25 protein-coding genes and 1 pseudogene are annotated in these 24,677 nt (G+C 51.5%); 5 read left to right on the top strand and 21 right to left on the bottom strand.

The window, feature by feature from the left end:
- Positions 1-168: 168 nt before the first annotated feature.
- From fabD to A8990_RS00785, 6 genes are all read right to left on the bottom strand, one after another.
- Positions 169-1,095, bottom strand: coding sequence for an ACP S-malonyltransferase (gene fabD / locus A8990_RS00810; RefSeq protein WP_116187111.1), 927 nt, complete (start codon positions 1,093-1,095; stop codon positions 169-171).
- A 56-nt stretch (positions 1,096-1,151) separates the two neighbouring features.
- The gene (locus A8990_RS00805) at positions 1,152-2,138 is read right to left on the bottom strand and encodes a beta-ketoacyl-ACP synthase III (RefSeq protein WP_116187110.1); all 987 of its coding nucleotides are present in this window, start codon (positions 2,136-2,138) and stop codon (positions 1,152-1,154) included.
- A gap of 8 nt (positions 2,139-2,146) precedes the next feature.
- Positions 2,147-3,136: a phosphate acyltransferase PlsX gene (gene plsX, locus A8990_RS00800; protein WP_116187368.1), complete on the bottom strand. Its 990-nt coding sequence runs from the start codon at positions 3,134-3,136 to the stop codon at positions 2,147-2,149.
- Positions 3,120-3,737: a transcription factor FapR gene (gene fapR / locus A8990_RS00795; protein WP_116187109.1), complete on the bottom strand. Its 618-nt coding sequence runs from the start codon at positions 3,735-3,737 to the stop codon at positions 3,120-3,122. The genes plsX and fapR overlap by 17 nt, the downstream gene beginning before the upstream one ends.
- Before the next feature lie 235 nt (positions 3,738-3,972).
- The gene (gene rpmF / locus A8990_RS00790; protein ID WP_006211382.1) at positions 3,973-4,146 is read right to left on the bottom strand and encodes a 50S ribosomal protein L32; all 174 of its coding nucleotides are present in this window, start codon (positions 4,144-4,146) and stop codon (positions 3,973-3,975) included.
- Positions 4,147-4,187: 41 nt separating this feature from the next.
- Positions 4,188-4,691: a YceD family protein gene (locus A8990_RS00785; RefSeq protein ID WP_116187108.1), complete on the bottom strand. Its 504-nt coding sequence runs from the start codon at positions 4,689-4,691 to the stop codon at positions 4,188-4,190.
- A 132-nt stretch (positions 4,692-4,823) separates the two neighbouring features.
- Between A8990_RS00785 and A8990_RS00780 the strand changes: the two genes are divergently transcribed.
- Both A8990_RS00780 and A8990_RS00775 read left to right on the top strand, forming a co-directional pair.
- Positions 4,824-6,071 carry a nucleotidyltransferase gene (locus A8990_RS00780; protein WP_116187107.1) on the top strand — a complete coding sequence of 416 codons (1,248 nt, stop codon included), beginning with the start codon at positions 4,824-4,826 and terminating at the stop codon, positions 6,069-6,071.
- 129 nt (positions 6,072-6,200) lie between these two features.
- Positions 6,201-7,412: a nucleoside recognition domain-containing protein gene (locus A8990_RS00775; protein ID WP_116187106.1), complete on the top strand. Its 1,212-nt coding sequence runs from the start codon at positions 6,201-6,203 to the stop codon at positions 7,410-7,412.
- Here A8990_RS00775 and coaD read toward each other — a convergent pair.
- Entirely contained in the window at positions 7,409-7,921 is a 513-nt protein-coding gene (gene coaD / locus A8990_RS00770; RefSeq protein WP_116187105.1) for a pantetheine-phosphate adenylyltransferase, read from the bottom strand. The two genes, A8990_RS00775 and coaD, sit on opposite strands and share 4 nt — an antisense overlap.
- Positions 7,922-7,962: 41 nt before the next feature.
- Positions 7,963-8,559 carry a 16S rRNA (guanine(966)-N(2))-methyltransferase RsmD gene (rsmD, locus tag A8990_RS00765; protein WP_116187104.1) on the bottom strand — a complete coding sequence of 199 codons (597 nt, stop codon included), beginning with the start codon at positions 8,557-8,559 and terminating at the stop codon, positions 7,963-7,965.
- A 176-nt stretch (positions 8,560-8,735) separates the two neighbouring features.
- On the opposite strand from rsmD, the gene rocF reads away from it, so the two are divergent.
- Complete coding sequence (gene rocF, locus A8990_RS00760) at positions 8,736-9,644, top strand: arginase (RefSeq protein ID WP_116187103.1); 909 nt, start codon at positions 8,736-8,738, stop codon at positions 9,642-9,644.
- Positions 9,645-9,707: 63 nt separating this feature from the next.
- On the opposite strand, the gene A8990_RS00755 is transcribed toward rocF, so the two are convergent.
- From A8990_RS00755 to A8990_RS00715, 9 genes are all read right to left on the bottom strand, one after another.
- The gene (locus A8990_RS00755) at positions 9,708-10,673 is read right to left on the bottom strand and encodes an ABC transporter ATP-binding protein (RefSeq protein ID WP_116187102.1); all 966 of its coding nucleotides are present in this window, start codon (positions 10,671-10,673) and stop codon (positions 9,708-9,710) included.
- The gene (locus tag A8990_RS00750) at positions 10,670-11,668 is read right to left on the bottom strand and encodes an ABC transporter ATP-binding protein (protein ID WP_116187101.1); all 999 of its coding nucleotides are present in this window, start codon (positions 11,666-11,668) and stop codon (positions 10,670-10,672) included. The genes A8990_RS00755 and A8990_RS00750 overlap by 4 nt, the downstream gene beginning before the upstream one ends.
- Positions 11,669-11,687: 19 nt before the next feature.
- Entirely contained in the window at positions 11,688-12,635 is a 948-nt protein-coding gene (locus tag A8990_RS00745; RefSeq protein ID WP_116187100.1) for an ABC transporter permease, read from the bottom strand.
- The gene (locus A8990_RS00740; RefSeq protein WP_116187099.1) at positions 12,632-13,567 is read right to left on the bottom strand and encodes an ABC transporter permease; all 936 of its coding nucleotides are present in this window, start codon (positions 13,565-13,567) and stop codon (positions 12,632-12,634) included. Before A8990_RS00740 ends, A8990_RS00745 begins: the two co-directional genes overlap by 4 nt.
- 80 nt (positions 13,568-13,647) lie before the next feature.
- The gene (locus A8990_RS00735) at positions 13,648-15,285 is read right to left on the bottom strand and encodes a peptide ABC transporter substrate-binding protein (protein WP_116187098.1); all 1,638 of its coding nucleotides are present in this window, start codon (positions 15,283-15,285) and stop codon (positions 13,648-13,650) included.
- Between the two features lie 264 nt (positions 15,286-15,549).
- A complete protein-coding gene (locus A8990_RS00730; protein ID WP_116187097.1) occupies positions 15,550-16,698 on the bottom strand; it encodes a peptidylprolyl isomerase in 1,149 nt (382 codons plus the stop codon).
- A gap of 131 nt (positions 16,699-16,829) precedes the next feature.
- Positions 16,830-17,519, bottom strand: coding sequence for an LrgB family protein (locus A8990_RS00725; protein ID WP_181909341.1), 690 nt, complete (start codon positions 17,517-17,519; stop codon positions 16,830-16,832).
- Positions 17,497-17,868, bottom strand: coding sequence for a CidA/LrgA family protein (locus A8990_RS00720; protein ID WP_116187095.1), 372 nt, complete (start codon positions 17,866-17,868; stop codon positions 17,497-17,499). Before A8990_RS00720 ends, A8990_RS00725 begins: the two co-directional genes overlap by 23 nt.
- Positions 17,869-17,872: 4 nt before the next feature.
- Positions 17,873-18,829, bottom strand: a complete 957-nt coding sequence (locus A8990_RS00715; RefSeq protein ID WP_116187094.1) for a D-2-hydroxyacid dehydrogenase — start codon at positions 18,827-18,829, stop codon at positions 17,873-17,875.
- Between the two features lie 356 nt (positions 18,830-19,185).
- Between A8990_RS00715 and A8990_RS32635 the strand changes: the two are divergent.
- A pseudogene (locus A8990_RS32635) lies at positions 19,186-19,308 on the top strand (LysR family transcriptional regulator); the annotation flags it as partial.
- A gap of 238 nt (positions 19,309-19,546) precedes the next feature.
- On the top strand, positions 19,547-19,801 hold the full coding sequence (locus tag A8990_RS31930) for a LysR family transcriptional regulator substrate-binding protein (RefSeq protein ID WP_245995787.1): 255 nt from the start codon (positions 19,547-19,549) through the stop codon (positions 19,799-19,801).
- On the opposite strand, the gene A8990_RS00700 is transcribed toward A8990_RS31930, so the two are convergent.
- From A8990_RS00700 to A8990_RS00685, 4 genes are all read right to left on the bottom strand, one after another.
- The gene (locus tag A8990_RS00700) at positions 19,798-20,889 is read right to left on the bottom strand and encodes a GerAB/ArcD/ProY family transporter (RefSeq protein WP_181909340.1); all 1,092 of its coding nucleotides are present in this window, start codon (positions 20,887-20,889) and stop codon (positions 19,798-19,800) included. The two genes, A8990_RS31930 and A8990_RS00700, sit on opposite strands and share 4 nt — an antisense overlap.
- Complete coding sequence (locus tag A8990_RS00695; protein ID WP_181909339.1) at positions 20,886-22,040, bottom strand: Ger(x)C family spore germination protein; 1,155 nt, start codon at positions 22,038-22,040, stop codon at positions 20,886-20,888. Before A8990_RS00695 ends, A8990_RS00700 begins: the two co-directional genes overlap by 4 nt.
- Positions 22,041-22,051: 11 nt before the next feature.
- Positions 22,052-23,455: a spore germination protein gene (locus tag A8990_RS00690; protein WP_116187090.1), complete on the bottom strand. Its 1,404-nt coding sequence runs from the start codon at positions 23,453-23,455 to the stop codon at positions 22,052-22,054.
- 185 nt (positions 23,456-23,640) lie between these two features.
- Entirely contained in the window at positions 23,641-24,672 is a 1,032-nt protein-coding gene (locus A8990_RS00685) for an NADH:flavin oxidoreductase/NADH oxidase (RefSeq protein ID WP_116187089.1), read from the bottom strand.
- Positions 24,673-24,677 lie beyond the last annotated feature (5 nt).

Raw genomic sequence — 24,677 nt, 5'->3', positions numbered from 1 at the left:
CGCCTACCGCTGGCTTCTTAGGTCGGCGGCTTATCCCGCCGACGTTAGTGTCGCCGTTTGCGCCGGCTTGTGCCTGCCGGCACCTAAACGTCGCAAAAGCCAAACCCGCACCTGCGGTGCTAAAAGCCAAACCCGCACCTGCGGTGCTAAAAGTAAAAACCTAAAAGATTACAAAGCAACTGCCTTGAGAGCTTCCAAGCTATTGACCGAGATGATATTAACCGACTTGTCAATTTTCTTAATCAAGCCCGCTAGAACCGTGCCCGATCCGATCTCGACAAACGTATCTACACCTTGCTCGATCAAATACTTTACGCTGTCTTCCCACTGAACCGGGGAATACACTTGCTCCGCAAGCAAGCTGCGAATTTCTTCTGCACTTGTTACCGGCTTCGCTGTTACGTTTGCAATTACCGGTACTGCTGCATCGCTCACTTGAACAGAAGCTAGAACCTCTGCCAGCTTCTCTGCTGCTGGTTTCATCAAAGAAGAGTGGAACGGGCCACTTACCTCGAGAGGAATAACGCGCTTCGCGCCGGCTTCTTTGCCGCGCTCCACGACACCCTGCACGCCTGCCGCTGTGCCAGATACGACGATTTGGCCCGGGCAGTTTACGTTGGCGAGTTCAACTGCGCCTGCTTCCGCAGATACACTTGCGCAGAGAGCTGCCAGAGCTTCGCGTTCTGCGCCTAGCACTGCAGCCATTGCGCCTTGACCGCTTGGTACCGCTTGCTCCATGAATTCGCCGCGTGCACGAACCGTGCGCACTGCATCTTCGAACGAAAGTGAGCCAGCCGCCACAAGTGCGCTGTACTCGCCTAGACTGTGACCTGCCACGAAGTCCGGCTTCAGACCATGGTCCTTCAACGCTTCAAGCAGCGCGATGCTTACAGCTAGCAATGCTGGCTGCGTATTCGCTGTTTGCTTCAGCTTCTCTTCCGGACCGTTAAAAATAATATCGCTAAGCGCAAAGCCGAGCGCTTGATCCGCTGCGTCAATGATTGCGCGCGAAGCATCTACAGCTTCGTAAACATCTTTACCCATGCCAACGGCTTGCGCCCCTTGGCCTGGAAATACAAAAGCGATTTTGCTCAAACCATTGCACCTCCGAACCGACTGAATATCATAACACTATATAATGAAAGAATAAGTTACCAAATGAGTACGGAAGCGCCCCAAGTCAAACCGCCGCCGAAGCCGACCATAACCAGCTTGTCGCCTTCTTTCACGCGGTTCTGTTCAACTGCCTCTGCGAGTGCGATCGGAATCGATGCCGCGGAAACGTTGCCGTATTTATCAAGGTTGATCATGCATTTCTCAGCCGGAAGATCGAGACGATTCATCGCCGAGTTAATGATCCGGATATTCGCTTGATGCGGAATGAGGAGATCAATTTCGGTTTTATCGATACCCGCTTTGCGAAGCGCTGCTTCAGCCGCATTGCCCATAATGCGAACTGCGAATTTGAATACTTCGTTGCCCGCCATATAGATGAAGTGATGCTTGTTCTCGATGCTCTCCGGCGTAGAAGGCATACGCGAACCGCCGCCGCATACTTTCAGCAGCTCGCCGCCTGAACCGTCAGCGCCAAGCTCGAACGATAGGAAGCCGCGGCCTTCTTGCACTTGGCCGAGCACAACCGCGCCAGCGCCATCGCCGAACAGGATGCATGTGTTGCGGTCTGTATAATCCGTAATGCGGGACAGCGTCTCCGCGCCGACAACGAGCACATGGTTGTACATGCCGGTTGCGATCATGTTCGTTGCTGTTGCCAGACCGTAGATGAAGCCCGAGCATGCTGCCGAAAGGTCAAAAGCAGCCGCTTTCTTCGCGCCGAGCTTATCCTGCAGCAAGCAAGCTGTCGACGGGAAGAACATATCCGGTGTAATTGTTGCTACGATAATCAAATCAAGATCTTCTGCCGTAATGCCCGCTGCCGCAAGTGCAGCCTGCGAAGCATGGAGAGCGAGGTCCGACGTTGCTTGCTCTGGAGCAGCGATCCGGCGCTCACGCATGCCGGTGCGCGATACGATCCACTCGTCATTCGTCTCCACCATCTGTTCCAATTCCTGATTCGTCAAAATCCGCTCTGGCACGTATTTGCCTGTGCCGAGAATGCCTACGGGATTCAGTTGCATAGTCCCACTCACTTCCTGCTAATTTCCGCTGCGATTGACGAAATTAAATTGCTCTCAATGGCTAATTTCGCTTGCCGTACAGCATTTTTGACTGCTTTCACATCTGATGAGCCGTGGCATTTCACAACAAGACCGTTAACGCCAAGAAGCGGCGCGCCGCCATGCTCTTTATAATCCATTTTGCCGCGAAGCTGGCGCATCCTTGGCAAAACGAGCGCTGCTGCAAGCTTCGTCAGCAAGCTGCTTGAGAAGACGTCGCGGATAGCTTTGAACAGCGTCCCCGCAGTACCTTCCATCGCTTTCAGCATAATATTGCCGGCAAAGCCGTCACAGATAAGCACGTCGCAATTGCGAAGAAGCACATCACGCGCTTCCACATTGCCAATGAAGTTAATCGGCGCCGAATCCATCAGCTCGTAAGCCGCCTTCGTCAGCTCATTACCTTTCATCGCCTCTGTTCCGACATTAAGCAGTCCGACGCGGGGCTTCTCCATGCCGTTCATTTTACTGCGATAAATACTTCCCATAATGGCATACTGAAGCAGATGCTCCGGCTTCGCATCCATATTCGCGCCCAGATCCAGCGCAAGACAACCGACATCGTCCATCGTCGGCAGCATCGTTACGAGCGCCGGGCGCTCCATGCCTTCCATCCGTCCAACGACGAGCAACCCTGTCGTCATCAGCGCGCCGGTATTGCCTGCCGAAAGCATCGCTTCCGCATGACCTTCCCGTACAAGCTGGCCTGCCATCACCATCGAAGAACTTTTCTTCCGGCGTACGGCTTTAACCGGCTCATCATCGGGCCCAATGACATCATCCGCATGAATAATTTCAATATTGGAAGGCTTCTTTGCGCCAAGATGCTTCTCAATCTGTGCCGTATCTCCAACTAGCTTAATTTGGAGCTCCGGCCATTCCAGTGCCGCTTCGACTGCGCCTTGCACGATTAGTGAAGGGGCATGGTCGCCACCCATCGCGTCAATTGCGATCCGCACCATCCATTCCTCCCTCTATAACCGGCTCGCCTGCGGAACGATAGATGACAAAATGGCCTTGGAACACCATCTCGTCGCCTACATAGGAACAAACTTCTACCTTCGCTTTGCTGCGGCCGCCGGAGCCTGAACGCACATATGCTTTCGCAATGCATTTCTCTCCTAGCTGCACTGAGCGCACGAACCTGATGTCTGCTGTTGCCGTGAGCGCAATCTCGTCGTTAATAACTGCAACCGCGAGTGAGTTCGCCTGGGCAAAAACATGATGTCCGCGGGCAATGCCGGTTCTTGAAAATACATGCTCTTCCTTAATTTCAAAAAGCGAGATGCCGCTGTGATCCAGCTGCAAATCTACAATATCCCCGATTACCTCATGCAGCGGCAGTGAACGGACGGGGTCATACGAACGTTCCGCCATTAACTTCATTCGTTCCCGCAGCTCGGGAATGCCGAGCTCTAACCGATCCAGCCGCACCGTTTGAATACTAACCTTCAATTGACGTGTCAGCTCCTGATCCGTAATGAACGGATTGTCTTCGATCAGACTTTGCAGCAGCTGATGTCGCTGTTTTTTCGGAAGACGTTCGATGGTCCGCACCACCTTTGCCTAATGTTCTAAGTATGTACTTCTGCTTATAATCATACACCATTAAAATCAGCTATTATAACCAGGTACTAATAGTATATAGAAGAAAACGGCATCGCGCAATATTCAGCCGCCTAATTAGGCACATTAGCCTTCTCATCAGCACTCCGCACCACGGGGTATCCCTCCGGACAAATGAACAAAAAAATAGCACTTCATCACGGGATGAAGTACTATTATGCACTTAAAACTATTGCTTGATGATCTCTCTTGCTTTGTATGTTCCGCAAACTTTGCACACACGGTGAGCCAATTTCAACTCTCCGCATTGCTCGCATTTAACCATACCTGGCACCGCCAGTTTGAAATGCGTGCGGCGTTTGTCACGACGTGTTTTGGACGTTCTACGTTGTGGTACTGCCATGTTTCCCACCTCCTTAACAGAATTCGGCCAGCTACTTTCACTTACTCTTTGAACAAATCTTTCAAGGCGGCGAGTCTTGGATCAATCCGATCGGTCTGACACCCGCAATTTTGCTCGTTTAAGTTCGTGCCACAGGAGTGGCAAAGACCCTTGCAGTCTTCTTTACAAAGCGGAACGAAAGGCAATGCGAGCATGAGCATCTCTTCAAGAAAAGGCTCAAGATCAAGCTTGTCTTCCTCCACCGGAATGATGTCCTCTTCTTCATCGCCAGTCAGCTTCGCAGCCGGCTTGAATCGCTCATGAAACGGAACGACAACATGCGTATGTGTCGGCTCCAAACACCGTGAGCACGCAAGATCAGCATCGACGGACACTTCGCCCTCCACATGGGCAACAGCGTCTTCACCCCAAGCGGTCATCTTGACTTCCATAGGGCTCGTACTGATGATGTCTTTACGAACTTGCTTCAGCCAGTCGGTGTCTAAGCTTGAATGATAAGGAACTTTCAATCCTTTGGATGCTAATTCGCGAACATTAATCTCCATACGATCACTCCAAACAAACAAAGTTTATTATATCGAGTATTGAATCGTTTTGTCAACATTTTCACTGCATGATATTATGGAATGAGCAAAAACGGTCAAGACAATATCATATCACATGTCGGAGGATTCGCAATGCGAACAGTTGGGCTTATTGTCGAGTATAACCCATTTCATAACGGTCATCATTATCATTTGCAGCAATCGCTGAAAATAACGGACAGCGACGCGGTCGTCGCCGTGATGAGCGGCCATTTCCTGCAGCGCGGGGAGCCGGCGCTGCTGAACAAGTGGACGCGCGCCGAGATGGCGCTGCGAGGCGGCTGCGACGTTGTCATCGAGCTGCCCGTCGCCTATTCGACGCAGGCGGCGGAATGGTTCGGCTTCGGCGCCGTGGCGCTGCTGGAAGCGACAGGCGTCGTAGACGCGCTCTGCTTCGGCAGCGAGTCCGGCGACATCCGGCCGCTTCAGCGGGTTGCCCGGCAGCTCGCGCATGAGCCCGCAGCATTCGAGGGGCTCATGGCGGATTGCCTTCGCGGCGGCGTGAGCTATCCGGCTGCATATAGCGAAGCCGTCCGCCAGTTTATGCTGGCCGCGGGCGATGCCGAGGCGGCCGCGTTTCCGCTTGCGCAGCCCAACAATACGCTTGGGCTGCATTACCTGCTCGCGCTGGAGCGGCTTGGCAGCGCGATCAAGCCTTTCACGCTGCGCCGCGAGAAGGCCGGCTACTCGCAGACCAGCATCACCGATGCGCAGATTGCGAGCGCAACGGCGATACGCGGGCTTGTCGTCGGCGAGGCTGGGACGCCTGCCGATGCAGCCCCTTACGTCCCTGCTTCGACGCTGGAGCTGCTCCTGCGCGATCATGCGCTGGGACGCGGTCGCAATAGCTGGGCACAGTATGCGCCTACACTAATACATAAGCTCGTGAGCGAGCCCGCAGAGCAGCTTGAGCACTATTATGAGATGAGCGAAGGACTGGAGCATCGAATCAAGAAATTGCTTCCCGAGCTTGCTGCTCTTGATTTCGAGACGCTGCTAGGCGCACTGAAGACGAAGCGCTACACGCGCACGAAGCTCCAGCGCGCCTTGCTAGCCGTGCTGCTTGGGCACTCCAAGGAACTGCTGTCGCGCGAGCGTCTTCGCGATGGCATCCAATATATCCGCGTGCTAGGCTTCACTCCGCGCGGTCAAGAGCTGCTGAAGCGCATGCGCAAGTCGGCGAAGCTGCCGATCTTGATGAGCGCCGCTCGCTCGCAGCACGATGACCCATACTTGGCGCTTGATGTCCAAGCGACCTCGGTGTATGCGCTCGGCTGGCAAGATCCTTCACCACGCGATCTCTTCCGCGATTATTACGAGAAACCGATTACGATTGGATAATCGTAATCGGCTTGGTCTATCCCCATGAAGACGAGCGTAACAATATAGTGGCTCTGTTTGTCCTGCCTAGTCGCTTTCGACTATCCGGACCAAGCAGAGCCACTATCTCTAGCAATGGAGTGAGTTCCTATGACGCGCACCATCACGTACGCTTGCTTATCGATCCTTCTCGTAACTTCCATCATTTTACGCCCGGATGAAGCGTTCCAAGCCTCTCTGCAAGGCTTGACCGTCTGGTGGAATATTGTCTTTCCCGGTCTTCTGCCGTTTCTCGCCTTGCTGGAGCTCATGCTCACCTTCGGCGCCGTTCACGCCCTTGGCGCACTGCTGCATCCGCTCATGCGCCGGCTCTTCCGTCTGCCGGGTGAATCCGGCATCGCAATGGCGCTTGGTTGGACAGGCGGCTTCCCGCTCGGCGCGGAAGCTGTCGCTGCCCTGCGCCGCAGCAAGTCCGTGACCGTCGCCGAAGGACAGCGGCTGCTCTCGCTCTCGCATATGCCAAGCCCGTTGTTCATGCTGCTCGTCGTCGGCTCCGGCTTTCTCCACCGCCCCGAGCTCGGCGCGGCAATTGCCGCTGCGGTGTGGATCTCGGCCGTTCTCACCTCGTTCATCACCGCCCACTTCTCGTCAGCGTCTGCTCCAGCGCCAACACGCGGCGACAACAAAGAACAGCCAGCGCCTACTTCAGTTCTGCGACGCGCAGCTGCGGCTATGCAGGCAGCCAGCAAACGCGACGGCCGCACGTTCGGCAAAGCGCTTGGCGACGCCGTCGTCGTCTCCGTCTACAAGCTGATGGCCATCGGCGGCTTCATGATTTTCGCAGCCGTCCTCGTTCGACTCTTGCAGCCATTGATGCCTGAGCGGATTCCCGCCTTCTTGCTCCCGGCCTTCCTGGAGAGCCATATCGGGGTATACGCTGCCGCGACAACGAAGTTCGCAGGTGGCGTTCCGTGGACAGCCGCATGTGCTGCAGCTGTACTAAGCTGGAGCGGCCTTAGCGCTCTCTTACAAGCAGGCAGCATGCTCGCGGACACCGGATTATCGCTCGCCCGTCTTGCTGCAGCTAGGCTTGTTCAAAGCCTGCTCGCCTTCTTCATCACGCTGCTCGCGTGGAAACCCGCAGGCAAGCTGCTGCAGTATATAATACCGTCATCCGCACCGACCTTCTCGCAGACAGAAAAAACAGGCGCTGCCACGGCTGCATCGATTCGCGCTGGCGATCTGCATTCCCTTTGGCCGTATACGCCTGTTCTGCTGATTGGCTTCTTATTCGCCGTTTCCGTGCTCATTACGCTCTCCGCTGCCATAGCGGGAACATCGGGAAGGCATATCTCACGTTAAGCCCGGTCTGCAAACTTCCCTGCCAGCGCTTCTGCCACGACCGGCGGTACGAGATCCGTCACATTTCCTTTAAAACGCGCGATTTCTTTTACAATACTGGAACTAAGGTAAGACCACTTCGGATTCGTCATCATGAAGATCGTCTCGATCTCGCCATCCAGCTGATGGTTCGTCGACGCCATCTGCAGCTCATATTCGAAATCCGTAACCGAACGGATGCCTCTAACGATGACATGCGCATCTCTCGAACGCATGAAATTGACGAGCAAATCACGGAAGCTGTCAATGGTCACATTCGGAAGATCCTTCGTCACTTCCCTTAGCAGTTCCTTGCGTTCTTCAACGGAGAAGAGCGGATTCTTGCTCGTATTGTTGAGCACAGCGACGATTAAGTGATCAAACTGCTTGGCAGCGCGGTGTATGATGTCCACATGCCCGCAAGTTACTGGGTCGAAGCTGCCCGGATATACGGCAACTCTCTGGCCGGGTGTTCTCGTTGTTGCTGTCATATTCATAGCCTCCATATGTACAGTTGGCTTTTTACTCGCCATCAATTGTTTGCTTCATTCATTTCTTCGCCTGGCTCTACTTCAGAGGCACCAAAACGATAAATGGTTACAGCTGTATCGCCATACTGCGAACGCCGGAGCTGCACGAAGCCATCCATCACTTCCGGATAAATATGCTCGGCATCGTGCTCGACGACGATCTTGGCACGAGGCGCCAGCAAATTGCGTTCTGCAAGCTCGCTAATGAGCGTATCCATCTCTTTCATTCGATAAGGCGGATCCAGAAACACAAGCTGGAACTGAAGCCCTCGCTTCGCCAGTGCCTTCACGGCCCGAAGTGCTTCCGTGCGATAAATTTCCGCATTTTCCGACACGCCTGCCGCTTGGACGTTCTGCTTGATCACCTCGATGCTGCCGCCGTCCAGATCAACGAACACTCCGCGATCCATCCCTCTGCTCAGCGACTCGATGCCTAACCCGCCTGTACCGGCGAACAGATCGAGCACCAAACCTCCGTCGAAGAATGGGCCAATCATACTGAATATCGCTTCTTTTACTTTATCGGTTGTCGGTCTCGTATTCTTTCCCGGCACCGCTTTTAAAGACCGGCCTTTCGCCGAGCCTGCAATTACTCTCAAAGCTGCTCAAAGCCCCTTTCATTCCTGCTGCCAATTCCTACGTAGTATCGTAACATATTTCCTCGTCTATTTTAAAGGATTCACATGATCTGCGCGCATGTTTGTCATGACCTCCCGCCTTCGCGTCTATATATAAACGAATAGACTGCATGTCGTGACACAAGGAGGAATTTCACATGAGCAAACATCGGCAGCCGGTCACCGTCCTTCCCGTTCCGTTCCATTACGGAGCAAGCCGCCCTGGCGCTGAAGGCGGGCCGCAAGCTGTCTTGCAGGCAGGGCTGATGGAGAAGCTGAAGCTGCTGAAGAGAACGGGTACACTGCATCCTCCTTTTGAATGGCAAAAGCTATCCAGAGACCGCCGTTCCATGGAACGGATGCACAATTGGGGCCGTGTTCTTACGATGAGCGAGGACGTCGCCGAAGCGGTCCATGCGATCGCGAAGAACGGCGCCTTCCCGCTGACGATCGGCGGCGACCACAGCATCTCTATCGGTACGATTGCCGGCTTGACGCAGCATATCCAGCAGTTAGGCGTCATCTGGATCGATGCACATGCCGACATGAATACGCCCAAAACGACACCTTCCGGCAATATACACGGCATGGCGCTCGCAGCCTGCCTCGGCCTTGGCGATGGACGATTCACCGGCTTGTGCGGCGTAAATCCGAAGCTGCAATCCAAGCGCGTCGTCCTCGTCGGCAGCCGCGAGCTTGATGAAGGCGAGAAACGGAATATCTACGGCAGCGGCATCACCTGCTTCACGATGCATGATATCGACCGTATCGGCATGGCCCGAGTAATGGAGCGAGCTATCGCCATCGCCTCGTATGGTTCCGAAGGCATCCACGTCAGCTTCGACATCGATAGCGTCGATCCCGGCGAGGCGCCAGGAACCGGGACTCCAGTCCGGGGCGGATTGAACTACCGCGAAGCTCATCTGGCGATGGAGATGCTCTATGATTGCGGCCGCGTCACCTCCGCCGACGTCGTTGAGGTGAATCCGCTGCTTGATCCGAGCGGGAGAACGGCAAGGCTCGCCGTCGAGCTGATCGGCTCTCTGCTCGGGGAACGCATTCTCTAGTTTCCCGCAGCAAAAAAAGGACGTTTCGCATCTAGCGAAACGTCCTTCTCTTATTGATACGAATTATGCATAATGGCAAGCAGCCCAGTGGTTTGGCTCTACTTCGCGGAAGATCGGCACTTCGTTCGCACATTTCTCTGTCGCAAAGGGACAGCGAGTACGGAAGTGGCAGCCGCTTGGCGGGCTAACCGGGCTTGGCAGATCGCCAGTGAGCACGATACGCTCTTTGCTCTCTTCAACATCCGGATCCGGTACCGGAATCGCGGACATCAGCGCTTTCGTGTATGGGTGCTTCGGATTCGCATACAGCTCTTCACTCTCTGCAAGCTCCACCATTTTACCCAAGTACATAACCGCAACGCGGTCACTGATGTGTTTAACCATCGCAAGGTCATGCGCGATGAACAGGTACGTCAGACCCATTTCACGCTGCAAATCTTGCAGCAAGTTAACGACTTGCGCCTGGATCGATACGTCAAGCGCCGAGATCGGCTCGTCACAGACGATGAACTTCGGATTAACCGCTAGCGCGCGGGCGATCCCGATCCGTTGACGTTGACCGCCGGAGAACTCATGCGGGTAACGTCTAGCATGCTCCGAACGAAGACCTACACGGTCAAGCAAACGTTCAACTTGCATTTTACGCTCTTTCGCACCGTTAGCAAGGCCGTGAATATCAATCGGCTCTGCGATCAGGTCTTCAACTTTCCAGCGCGGGTTCAGCGATGCATATGGATCTTGGAAGATCATTTGCATTTCGCGGCGCAGCGCCTTGAGCGTCGAGCCTTTAGCTTTAACGATGTTTTGGCCTTGGAAGTTAACAGAACCAGCAGTCGGCTCATAGAGACGAAGGATTGTTCTTCCGGCAGTGGATTTACCGCAGCCGGACTCACCAACCATACCGAGCGTCTCGCCTTGGCGGATACCGAAAGAAAGATCGTTAACCGCTTTTAGCGTTTTACCGTTACCAACGTCGAAATATTTCTTCAGCCCTTCTACTTCAAGGAGCATTTCATTGTTTGTTTTCATGCGCTCTCTCCCCCTTTAAGGGCCGAGTCATGCAGCCAACATTTCGCAGTTTGCGTCTCGCTCAGCACATAAGCTTGCGGATCGTTATCGACGCAGATACGCATTGCTTCGTCACAACGCGCACAGAATGCGCAGCCTTTAGGCGGCGAAGACATATCCGGCGGCGTACCGATAATCGGAACGAGCGGCTCGTCCTTCTTCTGATCCAGACGCGGAAGCGAACGCAGCAGACCTCTTGTATACGGGTGCTGCGGGTTTTTGAAGATTTCTTGCTTCGTTCCCGTCTCAACGACTTTACCTGCGTACATAACGACAACGCGGTCACACATATCTGCTACGATACCAAGGTCATGCGTGATCAGGATGATCGACGTACCCGTCTTCTGTTGAAGTTCTTTCATTAGAGACATGATTTGAGCCTGGATCGTAACGTCAAGCGCCGTTGTCGGCTCATCCGCAATCAGAAGCGAAGGATTACATGCAAGCGCAATCGCAATCATTACACGCTGACGCATACCACCAGAGAATTGGTGCGGATATTGTTTCACACGCTCTGCAGCGTTCGGAATACCTACGAGATTCAGCAGCTCAACTGCCCGTTTCGTTGAATCAGAAGTACTCATGTTCTGGTGCTTATGAAGAACTTCTGTAATTTGACGACCTACTGTAAGTGTAGGGTTAAGAGATGTCATCGGGTCTTGGAAGATCATGCCGATTTCCTTACCGCGAATGGACTCCATCTCTTTCTCTGTTTTGGCAAGCAAATCTTCGCCTTTAAACGTAATGGAGCCTTGTTTGAACTCGCCCGGAGGCGTGGGGATCAAACGAAGAATCGATTGAGCTGTTACGCTCTTGCCGCTGCCGGACTCGCCGACAATTGCAACAGATTCGCCGCGGTTAACTTCCAAGTTAACGCCGCGAACTGCTTGAACCTCTCCACCGCGCACGTGAAACGAGATATGCAAATCAGAAATATTGAGAATCGGATCACTCATAAGCTCACTCCTGCGCTGTTTATTTTTTCATCTTCGGATCGAACGCGTCTTGCAGACCGTCACCGAAAATGTTGAATGCAATCATTGTGATACATAGCAGCGACGCCGGAATCGCCATTACCCATGGATACAGCGTCCAAGAAGACATTGCACTGCTGATCAAAGAACCAAGGGATGCATCCGGCGACTGAACGCCTAGACCCAAGAAGCTAAGGAATGCTTCCGTAAATATAGCAGACGGTACCGAAAGCGTTACTGTAACGATGATCGGTCCGAGAGTATTCGGAATTAAGTGGCGAAACAGAATACGACCGCCGCTAGCACCCATCGATTGCGCCGCTAGCACGTATTCCTGGTTCTTCAATTGTAAAATTTGACCACGAACAATCCATGACATCGTAATCCAGCCTGTAATCGACAAAGCCAAAATGATTGTGAACAATCCAGAGCCCATAACAACGCCAAGCAAAATAACGACAAGCATGTACGGAATCGCATAAAGCACTTCTGCGAACTTGTTCATCGCATTACCTAGGCGTTTGCCCGCAAAGCCCATGATACCGCCGTAAGCAACCCCGATAAGAAGGTCAATCAATGCGGCAGTAAAACCAACGATAAGCGAGATCTGAACACCTCTCCAGGAACGCGTGAACATATCGCGACCCAGGTTGTCTGTTCCGAACCAATGCTTAGCCGATGGAGCTGCATACGTATTGTCCAAATCATTCGTATACGTATTATACGGAGATAGCATCGGACAAACAATGGCCAAAATTATCATGATAATCAGGACATACATCCCTGTCATCGCGTATTTATTCTTGCGGAGACGAGCCCAGCTCTCCTGGAAGGTAGAGCGGCTTTCTGCCGTAATGATCTCAGCTTCTTTATGGCGCTGCGGCAGCTTCTCGAAGAGTGCCTGCGTGTTCGCTTCGCTGTGCTGAATATCTTTCAATTGTGTACTCATTTCTTAACGACACCTCCGCTGATTTTGATACGCGGATCAATGATAATGTAAAGCACATCTGTCACGAAACGAGCAGCCATAAGAATGACGGCATAGAAGATCGTGATACCCATGATAAGCGTGTAATCCCGGTTTGTAATACTTTCTACGAAGTATGCGCCGAGACCAGGCAAACCAAAGATTTGTTCAACGACAACGGAACCCGTAATTACGTTCGCTGTCATCGGGCCGAGATAAGTAACAACCGGCAAAATGCCGTTACGCAAACCGTGCTGCCACAGAATGGCATGCGGCGTAAGACCTTTTGCTTTTGCAGTACGAATATAGTCCGAGGTAAGTACCTCGAGCATGGTTGAGCGAGTTAACCTCGCGATGAATGCAATTGGAAGCGTTGACAGCGCTACTACAGGAAGTACGTAATCGAGCGGTCCTTCCAGCCCTGCAACCGTAAAGATTTGGAATTTAACGCCAAAGAAATATTGAACCATCGCACCGACGACAAAGCTTGGAATCGAGATCCCAAGAACGGCAATAAACATAAAGAAATTATCGATAAATTTCTTATGTCTCAGCGCAGCCATCATGCCGAGGTAAACCCCGATGATGACAGAAACGATAATCGCAATAATACCAACTTTAAACGAGGTTCCGAAGGAATCCGCAATGATGCTTGTAACTGTACGATTCGAGCTCTTCATCGATTCGCCAAGGTCAAATTGAAACAGGTTCTTCATGTAAATCAAATATTGATGCCAAACCGGTTTGTCCAAACCGTAGTGAGCCATAATCTGCGCCTTGATTTCAGGCGGAATTGCTTTTTCTTGCGTGAAAGGGTCCCCTGGGACAGCCTTCATCAAGAAAAAGGTTGCGGTGGCTAGAATTAGCAGCGAAACGATTATGTTGACGAACTTACCACCTAAATACCGAGCCATCCCAAGCCCTCCCCAATCATAGAGAAGGGATATATATGGGAACCATATATATCCCTATATCCCTAATTATTTTGTTGCTACTATTTTTCAATCGAAATACGAGTGTAGTCAATGTTACCGCCAAAGTCTACAACATAGTTTTTAACATACGGTTTAACCAATTGAGCAGATGTGTAGTAGTAAATCGGCATAATTGCTTGATTATCACCGATTAGAATTTTCTCGGCTTTAGCCATTGCGTCTACACGTTTTTGCTGATCGCTTGTTGCATAAGCTTCTTTAACGAGCGCGTCGTAATCCGCGTTCTTGAAGCCGATGTCGTTGTTACCGCCGCCAGTAGTGAACATGTCGATGAACGTCATTGGATCGTTGTAGTCAGCGCCCCAACCTGCTCGTGCAACGTCATAGTTCAAGCTTTGACGGTTTTTCAGGAAGATCTTCCATTCTTGAACTTCAGTCTTAGCCGTGATGCCAAGGTTTTCTTTCCACATGTTCGCGATTGCTTCCGCTACTTCTTTGTGAAGACCTTCGTTGAAAGTAAGCGTGAATTCAGGCATCGACGTCATGCCTTCTTCTTGAAGACCTTCAGCAAGCAATTTCTTCGCTTCCGCTACATCTTCTTTGAAGTAATCGTCTTTCACTTCGGAACGGTACTCGCCGCTCACGCCGTGGATACCGCCGGATACGAAACCGTATGCCGGTGTTTGGCCTGCTTTAGTAACTTTGTCAACGATGTCTTGGCGATTGATCGCCATCGAAAGCGCTTTACGAACTTTTACGTTGTTGAAAGGCTTCTTCTCGTTGTTGAAGTTGTAGTAGTACGTGCTTGCGATTGGCTTGATTGTAAGCTCAGGGTTCTTCTCTTCACGGAACTTGGCAAGTTGCTCGGTCGGAATATCTCCTGTCGGTTTACCTGCCCAATCAAGCTTGCCTGTTTTGTACATGCTAAGCTCAGTGTTGGCATCTTTAACCATTGAGAACTTTACGCTCGTCAAGTGAATGTCTTTCTTATCCCAGTAGTTTTCGTTCTGTACGAGTTCCATCGAGTCGCCGTGTTTCCACGTGGACAGTTTGAAAGGGCCGTTCGAAATGTAATCTTTCGCTTCAGCAGCCCAGTTAGCGTTTGTTTGCGCCGACTTGTGAACCGGGTAGGAAGTGAAGAACGCTGTGATGTTCAAGAAGTAAGGAGTTGGGTTCTCCAGGTTAACTTCAAGCGTTGCATCATCGATAGCTTTAACACCGACTTGTGCCGGATCGCTAATGTGGTTAGGGTTGTCCGCTTCGATGTTATAGTTTTGAGCATTTTTAATGTAATAGAGCTGGTAAGCATACGGTGCTGGTGGATTTAGCTTTGGATCCAATGTACGTTTCCAAGAATATTCAAAGTCATGCGCTGTTACAGGGTCACCGTTCGACCATTTTGCATCGCTGCGCAGGTGGAAAGTGTACTTCTTGCCGCCATCAGCAACGTCCCATTTCTCAGCTACGCCTGGAATGATGTTGCCATCTTTGTCCATACGCGTCAGACCTTCGAAAAGGCCGCTCAGCACAGTAAAGGATGTTTGGTCCTGTGCTTGCGCTACATCAAGACTAGGCGGCTCCGTTGTAAGGTTCATACGGAACGTTTGATCGCTGCCCGATCCGCTCTTGCCACAAGCGGACAATACGCCTGTGAAGACCAGGATAAGTGAAACAAGTACTAGCAATTTCTTCTTCATTACTTGAGCCCGCCTCCAACTATTTGTTTATTTTTTTAAACCCGAAACCAAATATACAACGAATTTAACAATTTGTAAAACATAATTTGAACACTTGTAAAGATTTACTTTTCTGTCATGTTAGAAATCCTCACAAAAAGGTGACTCAACCCCAGAGCCCACAAGGGTTGCGGCTTTCTTAGTGATTATGTATATTGTGCCACAAAAGAAACAACCATCCTCAGCCAAATGTTGGCTGAGGATGGTTGTCTGTGAGTGAATCGATTACTTCGCGTTGCCGGTTGTCGTCGTCTCAGGCGCTGCTGCTTCATCTTTTTTTAACGTATTCGTAATTTTGGATTTGGATTTCAAATCCTCCAGCCAAGTTGGCGACAGCTCTTGTACCTTCTGGCGAGTCAACGTATCCTTGATATCTGCTTGCTTCTCATCAAGTGTCGCCGTTTTCGCTGCTTTATGATCAAACACTTTAATGATGTGGTAGCCGAATTGCGTCTTCACCGGTTCGCTCGTCTGGCCAACCTTAAGCGCGAATGCCGCTTTTGCAAAATCAGGATCCATCTTGTCTGCGCTGAAGTAACCGAGGTCGCCGCCAGCATCTTTGCTGCCTGGATCCGTCGATTTCTCTTTGGCGATCGCCGCGAAGTCTCCGCCGTCTTTAAGCTGCTTCTCGATTGCGTCCGCCTCTTCCTTCGTCGCAACAAGAATATGGGAAGCCTTCACTTGCTCTGGCTCGTTGAACGTTGCTTTATTCTCATCGAAATATTTCTTAATATCGTCAGCTGTTACTTTGACTTGCGGCTCAACAAGCTTCGTAATACGGAGCTGCATCGGTGTTTGAGCTTTCAAATCTTCAAGCGTCATGCCCGCTTGCTGCAGTGCAGCTTCGAAATCGGAATCCGAAGGGAATTGCTTCTTGATCTTCGCAATTTCAGCATCAATGTCAGCATCCGTAACTGTGATGCCTTTCTTATCCGCTTCTTGCTTCACAAGCGCTTCTTGAATGAGGTTGTCCATTGTTTGCGTGCCGCCAACCTTCAGCATCGCATCGTATAACTGATCCTTCGTAATCGCAACGCCATTGACGGAACCAACTGCTTTCTTACCGCCAGTTGAACCGAGCGGCTGCTTTACCAGGAATACAAGAAGGACAATTGCAAGGCCGATGGAAATGTACATCCATGCTCTGCCGCCGCCGCTCGATGCTGGCTTAGCTGCCGCTTGTTCTCTCTCGACTTCTTCGTGCTCTTCGTGCTCGTCGTGTTCCTCGAGTTCCCTAGCCTCTGCACTCGCTGCTATTTCACGGCTATTCTCAAGCTCTTCGCGCGATTCTTCCGAGATGACTCCCTCTTGCTCATCTTTATGTGTTGCCTCTAGCTCTACATCCTTATTAAACTCTTTTTCTTTCTCGCTCAAAATTGAAGTCTCCCTTCCAACATTTGAAATCTGCCATAGCTTTACTGTGCCACTATATCAGATATTTAGGCAACAAACCTTAAGAAAAGCTGAAATATGTAAAAATTACACGAAAAAACACATGATATATTTCATAATAACCACGCATGAACGGGCAGCAATAACACAGGAGTAAATACGGTACACGCGGCCATAGAGAAACCGCTCAGTCCGCCTTGTTCCTCCGATTCAGACAACAATCTCGCCGAGCCGATCCCATGCGCAGCCGCACCGACGGCAATTGAGGACGCTATGGCGTTATTAACGCCACACAAGCGCAGCAACGGCGGCCCCGCCACACTGCCAATAAGCCCCGTCGTCACAGTTAGTGCAGCCGTCAACTCTGGCGAACCGCCAAGCCAGCGCGATAAATCAACGGCTACCGCTGCGGTTACGGATTTAGGAAGTGCGGAGTAAAGGAAGGATTCCGTGCCTCCGAACAAAACAACCGAAAGCGCGTTCACAAGCAGCCCGAGCGCACTCCCGACGAAAGCGCCGAGCAGCAGCGATGGCAGCAAGCGGCGCAGCCGCATCGCGTGTTTATAGAGAGGAACGGCCATCGCGACCGTGGCCGGCCCGAGGAAGAAGGTGACCAAATCACCGCCGACCCGATAGGCCGTGTAGGAGATGCCGCCGATCTGCAAAATAACGTAAACGATAAGCGGTGCAGCAATCAAGGGATGCAGCCAGCTCCATCTGCGTTTGAGGTAAAGCGCAGCTCCATAGGCAAGGACAGTAAGCGTCGTGCCGAACATCGGATCAGCGATCAGATTGTTGTTCAATCGTCTCATCCCCCTTCCGGCGTCCGATGAAGAACTGTGTTGCGAGTCCCGTGGATAGCAGAATGACTAGCGTCCCTGCTAGAAGTGAGACGATCGCCGCAAGCCAGGAGTCGCCTATCATAGGCGCGAATGCAGTGACACCGGCAAGGAGCGGTACGAAGAAAAGCATCATATGCTTCGTCAGAAACGCCGCACTTTCTTCCACCCACTCCAACTTAATCACGCGCGTGAAAAGAGCTGCCGCGAGAAGCAGCAGCCCGAGTACATGCGAGGGCAAAGGAATATGCGCATAGGCGTGCAGCAGCCATCCCAGCCCGTCAAACCCCATAATGATAACAAATCCGCGCATCGCCTTAGTTCACCTGGTTCTGAATATCAGCACGCAGGAAGCCGCGCAAATTGTTCGCCGCAATCGCCATCAGACGGCTGCGCGCCTCGACTGTCGCCCACGCAATATGTGGAGTGATGATGCAGTTTGCTGCATGCAGCAGCGGATTATCGGCAGGCGGCGGTTCAACGCTGAGGACATCCAGTCCCGCTCCGGCGATTCTGCCGTTACTCAACGCTTCAGCCAAATCCGCCTCAACGACATGACCGCCGCGTGCCGTGTTAATCAAGAATGCAGAACGTTTCATGAGATCGAGCGTGCTGCTGTTAACGATGCCTGTCGTATCCGGCGTAAGCGGACTGTGCAGCGATACAAAGTCTGCGGACGCGAACAGCTCCTCGCGCTCTACGAAACGCACCGCTTCCAGGCCTGGTACTGATTTAATTGTTCGCGTATGTACGATCACTTGCATGCCGAATGCAAGCGCAGTCCGCGCCACCTGTTGGCCGATCTGCCCATAGCCGATGATACCGAACGTCTTGCCGGACAGCTCGAGCAGCGGGCTCAGCGTGAAGGAGAAATCCGGACAGTTCGCCCACTGTCCACGGTGAACCGCATCGCTATGCGCACTTGCTTGCGAGGCATGCGCGAGCAGCAGCGCGAACACGAGCTGCACGACCGAATGCGTGCTGTAATCCGGCACGTTCGTGACGACGATGCCTCGCCCCGCTGCAGCAGCTGTATCAATGATATTGTAGCCTGTCGCAAGCACGCCAATATATCGAAGCTGCGGCAGCTGACCTAAAGTCTCGGCTGACATCGGAGTCTTATTCGTCAGCACAATTTCAGCATCCTGCGCTCGGCTGACAATGTCTTCTCTCGCCGTGCGCTCGTAAACGACAAGCTCACCGAGGCTGCTGATTTCATCCCAGTTCAGATCGCCCGGATTCAGCGTATAACCGTCCAATACTACGATTTTCACTACTTACCAGCTCCTGTCTCTAATCTGTTCCATTGGCCCTCACCCACTAGGCAGAGAGGCGTGATTCTGTTTCATTATGTTGATCATACCGCATTATCCCTGCTCGCCAAAGGAATAAATTAATCGATACGTATATTTCCCACTGATGTGGGCATTCTGAAGATATCGGCGTCGCGAGATGCCGTAGACAACCGCGGAGAAGACTTACGTTTCCCCATAAGCTCTTCGTCCGGTTTCTCCTCTCCCATGAAAGGGGCTCCCGCAAGGGAGCCCCGGATTTTTTTATAAGGAATCATATTACAGGTTGTATCAGATACTGATACAGCCTGTTTTTTATTGAAGAGGAGGATCGCAACATGAAAACAGAATCTCTGGAAGCCTTCTTGCAAACAGTGGAGCTTAGAAGTTTGACGAAGGCGAGCGAAGTTCTGCATATCAGCCAACCGGCTCTCAGCAAGCAAATTCGCAATTTAGAGGATGAACTCGGCACGCAATTGTTCATACGATCCACAACCGGCGTGACACTCACCGCCACGGGAACCATTTTGTTCGAAAGAAGCAAACGCATTATGGAGGAATTCAATACGCTCAGGAGGGAGATCGCACTTCAGGAAGGTACCAGACTGCAGCTCACGATCGGATCGTGGCCAAGTGTTGCGACGGTGTACTTGCCAACACGGATCGCAGGTCATAAACAGAAGGATGTACTATTGGAGTATGGTGGAAACCGAATTTGCCTCCAGAGGGAAGAAGCTGCAGATCGCATTCGAAATCGAGCTCGGGCAGAGCATCCTCGGTTTCATTCAGTCCAATCTCGGCATCTCGATACTGCCGAAGATCTTTATTAGCCAAATGAGCGAAGATGTGAAAGCCATTCCTTTCTCAGACGTCCGCCTGAACCGGCAAATCTCGCTCCTTGCGCGCGCAGAAGCCGTGAACAGACAACTGCTCTCCCTTTTCCGTTCCAGCTAGGCGCGAGCCGTCTGCCTGCCTCTTAACAAACTAACGAGCAGCAGCACAATGGGCAGCCCAACGATGAATATCGGGAAGACGTAGATGATCCACACATAATTCGCATAATCAAGCATGCCGACTATGTTTGCAGGCACTAAGGAAATCACATAGATGACGATTGCCGAAATGAAGATCATCACTTTCCAATTTTTAATGCCAAGCAGTTGAGCTGTGCCATAGCTGTTGATAAACAAGTATATCGCCAGCTTCACGAACACGCAGAAGATCCAAACGAACATGACCCAGACATCCATATTTTGAATAAAATCGAGATAGTTGATAAATCGAACCATGCTGAAATAAGGAAAGACAAGCGTCGATCCAACATTCGTGCCGAATGTGGCAATGATCATAATCGCTGCAATAACGGCGATGACGGACGGAATGCAAATCGCGAGCAGAACTGGTTTCAGCATCTTTTGCGAATTTGCAATGAACGGCGTTAACATCATGATCATCATGGACTCTCCCAGGAACGAGGCATTGACGAATGAGCCCCTAATGATCGGCATCGCACCGGTATCAGCGAACACGGGGAACAGCAGCGCCGGGTGCAAATTCGTAATGTTAAGCCCGAACGTAATGAAGATCCCGATCAGAAGCAGCGGCCCCATCAACTCGCTAATTCGGGCAATTGCTTCTACGCTTCCGGCGTAATTAACATAAACCATCGCAGCAACCATTAATGCCGCTATGATCCAAATTGGCGTTTCGTGAAATAGATACTGTTTCACAAACAAAGAGAAGATTCGCAATATGTCGGAGCAAACGGAAAACCACATCAAGATATACAACGCGCCGATGAGCTTGCCGATCCACTTCCCAAATAACTTCTGCGCAAACTCGACCAACGTAAGCGCCGAATGCCGCTGACTGACTCGAATACATATGAACGTAACGGCAACACCGATGAGTCCTGCCACAGCAAGGGAGATCCATGCGTCCTGCCTGGCAATCTCGATGGTTGGCGATATGGTCAGCCAGATACTCATCGAGATTTCAAGCGTCGTGAACATCCAAAACAACTGCCAAGTCGAGATTTTCACTTTCGATCTCCGATTCCCGGGACTCGCTTGCCGATCGCTCCCGTATTTTGAATTTTGATCTTCACCTTTACCGTCACTTCCACGTTCGGAAAGAGCTCGTCCCATTTATGCTTGATTTCTTTCCACTTGTACGGATGCTCCCTGTGAATTTCCTCTCCAATGCCAAACACGTCCTGGCCGTACTGCTTTTGTATTTTCTTGACCGTTGCTTCCACTTGCTTGGATTTCAATTCATTCAGCTTGCGCTCTAGCGGAATCCGTTCCTTGGATACGGAAATGTCGATATCCGTGTTGTTTTCAAGCACCCTCCCGCTTCCCTCCAGCTTCACGTACGCCTTGATCCGGTCGCCTTCGATAGTCGTTCGAATGTTTTTTTTCAAGTTGGATTCGTAGATCGTGATGTTGCCGGTTTCCATCTCTTCTGGTATTAACAGATTTTGCAGCACGCCCTTGACCCAGAACAATTCCAAGGATTCACGCCCGGTCACTTCCCCGACCATTTGCAAGTCGCGATTAAAGATCGCGACGGATTTCACTTCAATCACCTCGTGCTTCTCTTGTTCATTCTTTGGCGCAATATCAATCATCGGCATCGCAGGACGAATGCCATCACGTCCGATATCGAGCAAAACATCGCGCAATGCGGTGTCTCCGAGACGGCAATAACGGTCTTGATCCACAGCCACGATCGATGAGAATTGGTTGAATGGACTGTTAATCTTCAAGACATCCTTGCCTTCTCCGTTATTGACGACGAAAATATCCGTGCGCATCCGCGTGTCGGTGTTCCGGGTAAATTGATCCATAATGTCCTTGATGCCTTTGCGCGCGAGCTTCTCTCCAATAAAGATCGCTCGCCGGTGCCCAAGAAAAACCTTGCGGGGAAGCTTGTCTTGAATTTGCTGGATCAAATCCCCGACTGTTTGTCCGCTTGCTGTCAGTACGATGTTCGCACGCTGCCCCTTGCCCCCGCCTTCCCGGATGCTCTTGAAATCGGCTGGAATGGCAACCTGCGCGCTTTTGACCAGCTTCCCGTCCTTGCCCGCATCAAGCGCGGTTCCGATCCAGAACGCATAATTGTTAATTTCATGCCTGTCCCAGCATCCAGGCAGCACGAGGAGCACGAGGAGGACGAACAACCCAAGTATCACGGTACGTTTCTTCATTGGTTTCTTTGCGACGACGATACGAAACGTTTATTCAATCGTATAATCGTATCCTTCCAGAAATTTTTCCCGATCGGCGCTACAGGCTTTAGATAAGGGACCCCAAAAGATTTCAGCGTGACCAAATGAATGATGATGAATAATAACCCGATAGCGACGCCGTAGAGTCCCAGACATCCGCCCAATATGAGCAGCGGAAACCGCAATATACGGAACGGCAATGCCAGGCTATAGCTTGGAAAAGCAAACGAGGCAATCCCGGTTCCCGCCACGATCATGACGATAGGGGCAGATATAAAGCCAGCTTGAACGGCCGCTTCCCCGATGACAAGCGCGCCGACGATGCTGACCGCTGATCCGATCGCTTTCGGCAGCCGAAGTCCGGCTTCCCGCAGCCCTTCAAACATCAGCTCCATCAGCAACGTTTCGATTACCGTCGGAAACGGAATGCCCTCTCTGGAAGCCGAGATACTGAGCATCAATGCAAGCGGAATCATTTGTGGATGGAACGTTGTCAGCGCAACGTACACGGAAGGAAGCAAGCCTGACATGATCGCGAGCATAAGACGCAATAACCGCACCGCCGAAACGTACAAGAACCGCTCATAATGATCTTCAGCCGCCTGGAAGCCGGCCCAGAAGGTCATCGGCAGCAATAGAGCGTTCGGAGATCCGTCGACGATAATGGCTGCTTTCCCTGCGAGCAAACTCGCGGCAACGGTATCTGGTCGTTCCGTATTTTGAATTTGCGGGAATAACGAGAAGGTTCTGTCCTCGATATATTCCTCGATATAGCTGGAGTCCAGCAGCTGGTTCGTGCGAATCGTCTGAAGACGCCTTCTCACTTCTTCGAGAAGCTCCGGTTTAATAATCCCGTCAATATAGGCGACCACATACTCGGTTTGGGTCAGCTCTCCTGCTTGGAACAATTCGAACTTTAAATTCAGGTGGCTTATTTTTCTCCGAATCAAGCTTAAATTCGTTTTCAAATCCTCGGTGAAGCCTTCACGCGGACCTCGAATGGAAGCTTCATTCGAAGGCTCACTAATCGCACGTTGATGGAATGCGGTCAGATCCGCTGAATAGGCGTAAGGAATGCCGTCAATAAATATGGCCGTGCTGCCCTTCAACACTTTCGCGGCAATCTCCGATATGCGATGAACGACCTGATACTGTGTCAGCCGATTGAAATCACGGCTAATCATGCATGCCGAGATAATCTGCTCGAGCTTAGTCGAATCGGTCATCTCTTCGATATAAACTAGTAGAATATGAGACCGGTCAGTAAGATTTAACGGTCGAAATACGATATCCGCGCAATGTTCAAAAATATGGTGCAGTGCTTCAGAATTGACCGTAATGCTTTCGTTAACATCATCCTCAAGAACACGCGGCTCCACTTGGCTCCCCCCTTCCAAAATATTGCTTTTATTTTGGCTGGAAATTCGTTTCCTTATACAGGAAAAAGACAAAGAAGCGCTGCCCGCGGATTCGGAGCAGCGCTTTCTATGCATGGAATAGTTATGGAGGAGTTAGCACATAGAAGTGATAGGGAGATAGATTCTCATCTTACATGCAATGTTACTTACTTGATTCCAAAGCCAAGTCCGTACACGCCTGGATATTGGATCTCTTTCCCCAGCTTCGCAGCTGCCTCAAGTGTCCAATACGGATTTCTCAGCATCCCGCGGCCAACGGCTACGAGCTCAGCTTCGTCATTGCCGACTACGGCATTCGCCAATGACGGCTCGTCCAATCGTCCGACGGCAATGACAGGAACGTGCAATGCTTGCTTGAACTCTCTCGCCATAGGCACTTGATATGCGACATGCGTTCCAGGTCTGCCGTGCGCGAGAATCGGACCTTCGCCGCCGGAGCTGATATGGAACATGTCTACACCAGCGTCCCGATATGCCTCGGAGAATGCAATGCTCTCCTCCAGGCCGTATCCGCTATCGACATACTCTCTAGCCGAGATGCGCATAATGAGCGGCATGGAGTCTGGGATAACGCTCTTGACCGCCTCGATGACTTGCCGGCCAAATCGTGTCTTATCTTGACCGTATTCATCCGTCCGTTTGTTCGTATAAGCCGATTGGAACTGGTGGATCAAGTAACCATGCGCCCCATGAATTTCAATCGTATCCACATCCGCTTTGACAGCTCGTTCCGCGGCTAACCGGAATTTCTCAACCATCTGCTTCGTTTCTTCCGTAGTCAGCTCACGAGGTGTCTTCGATTTATCGTCATACGGGATGGCAGACGGCGCTACGGGAGTTTCTGCGTCTTCGGCTTTCCGTCCGGCATGAGCAATTTGAATGCCTACTTTAGCGCCGTTCGCGTGGATCGCATCCACAATTCGCTTCAATGGCGCAATCTGTTCATCGGACCAAAGTCCAAGATCGAAGTTGGTAATTCGGCCGTCCGGCTCGATATCGGTCATCTCGATGATAATCAGGCTCGCGCCGCCGATTGCGCGGCTGACGTAGTGAATATAATGCCAGTCATTAACGATGCCATCTTTGCTCTTTACGGCATATTGGCACATCGGCGGCATGACAACCCGATTTTTCAGTTCAAGGCCTTTTATAGTAAACGGTGTGAATAAATGATCCATGTCAT

It is taken from the genome of Paenibacillus taihuensis (assembly GCF_003386535.1).
In the GTDB taxonomy this organism is placed as follows: domain Bacteria; phylum Bacillota; class Bacilli; order Paenibacillales; family Paenibacillaceae; genus Paenibacillus_Z; species Paenibacillus_Z taihuensis.
The sequence above is the reverse complement of the archived record's forward strand: the minus strand, read 5'-3'. Positions and strand labels throughout refer to the sequence as shown.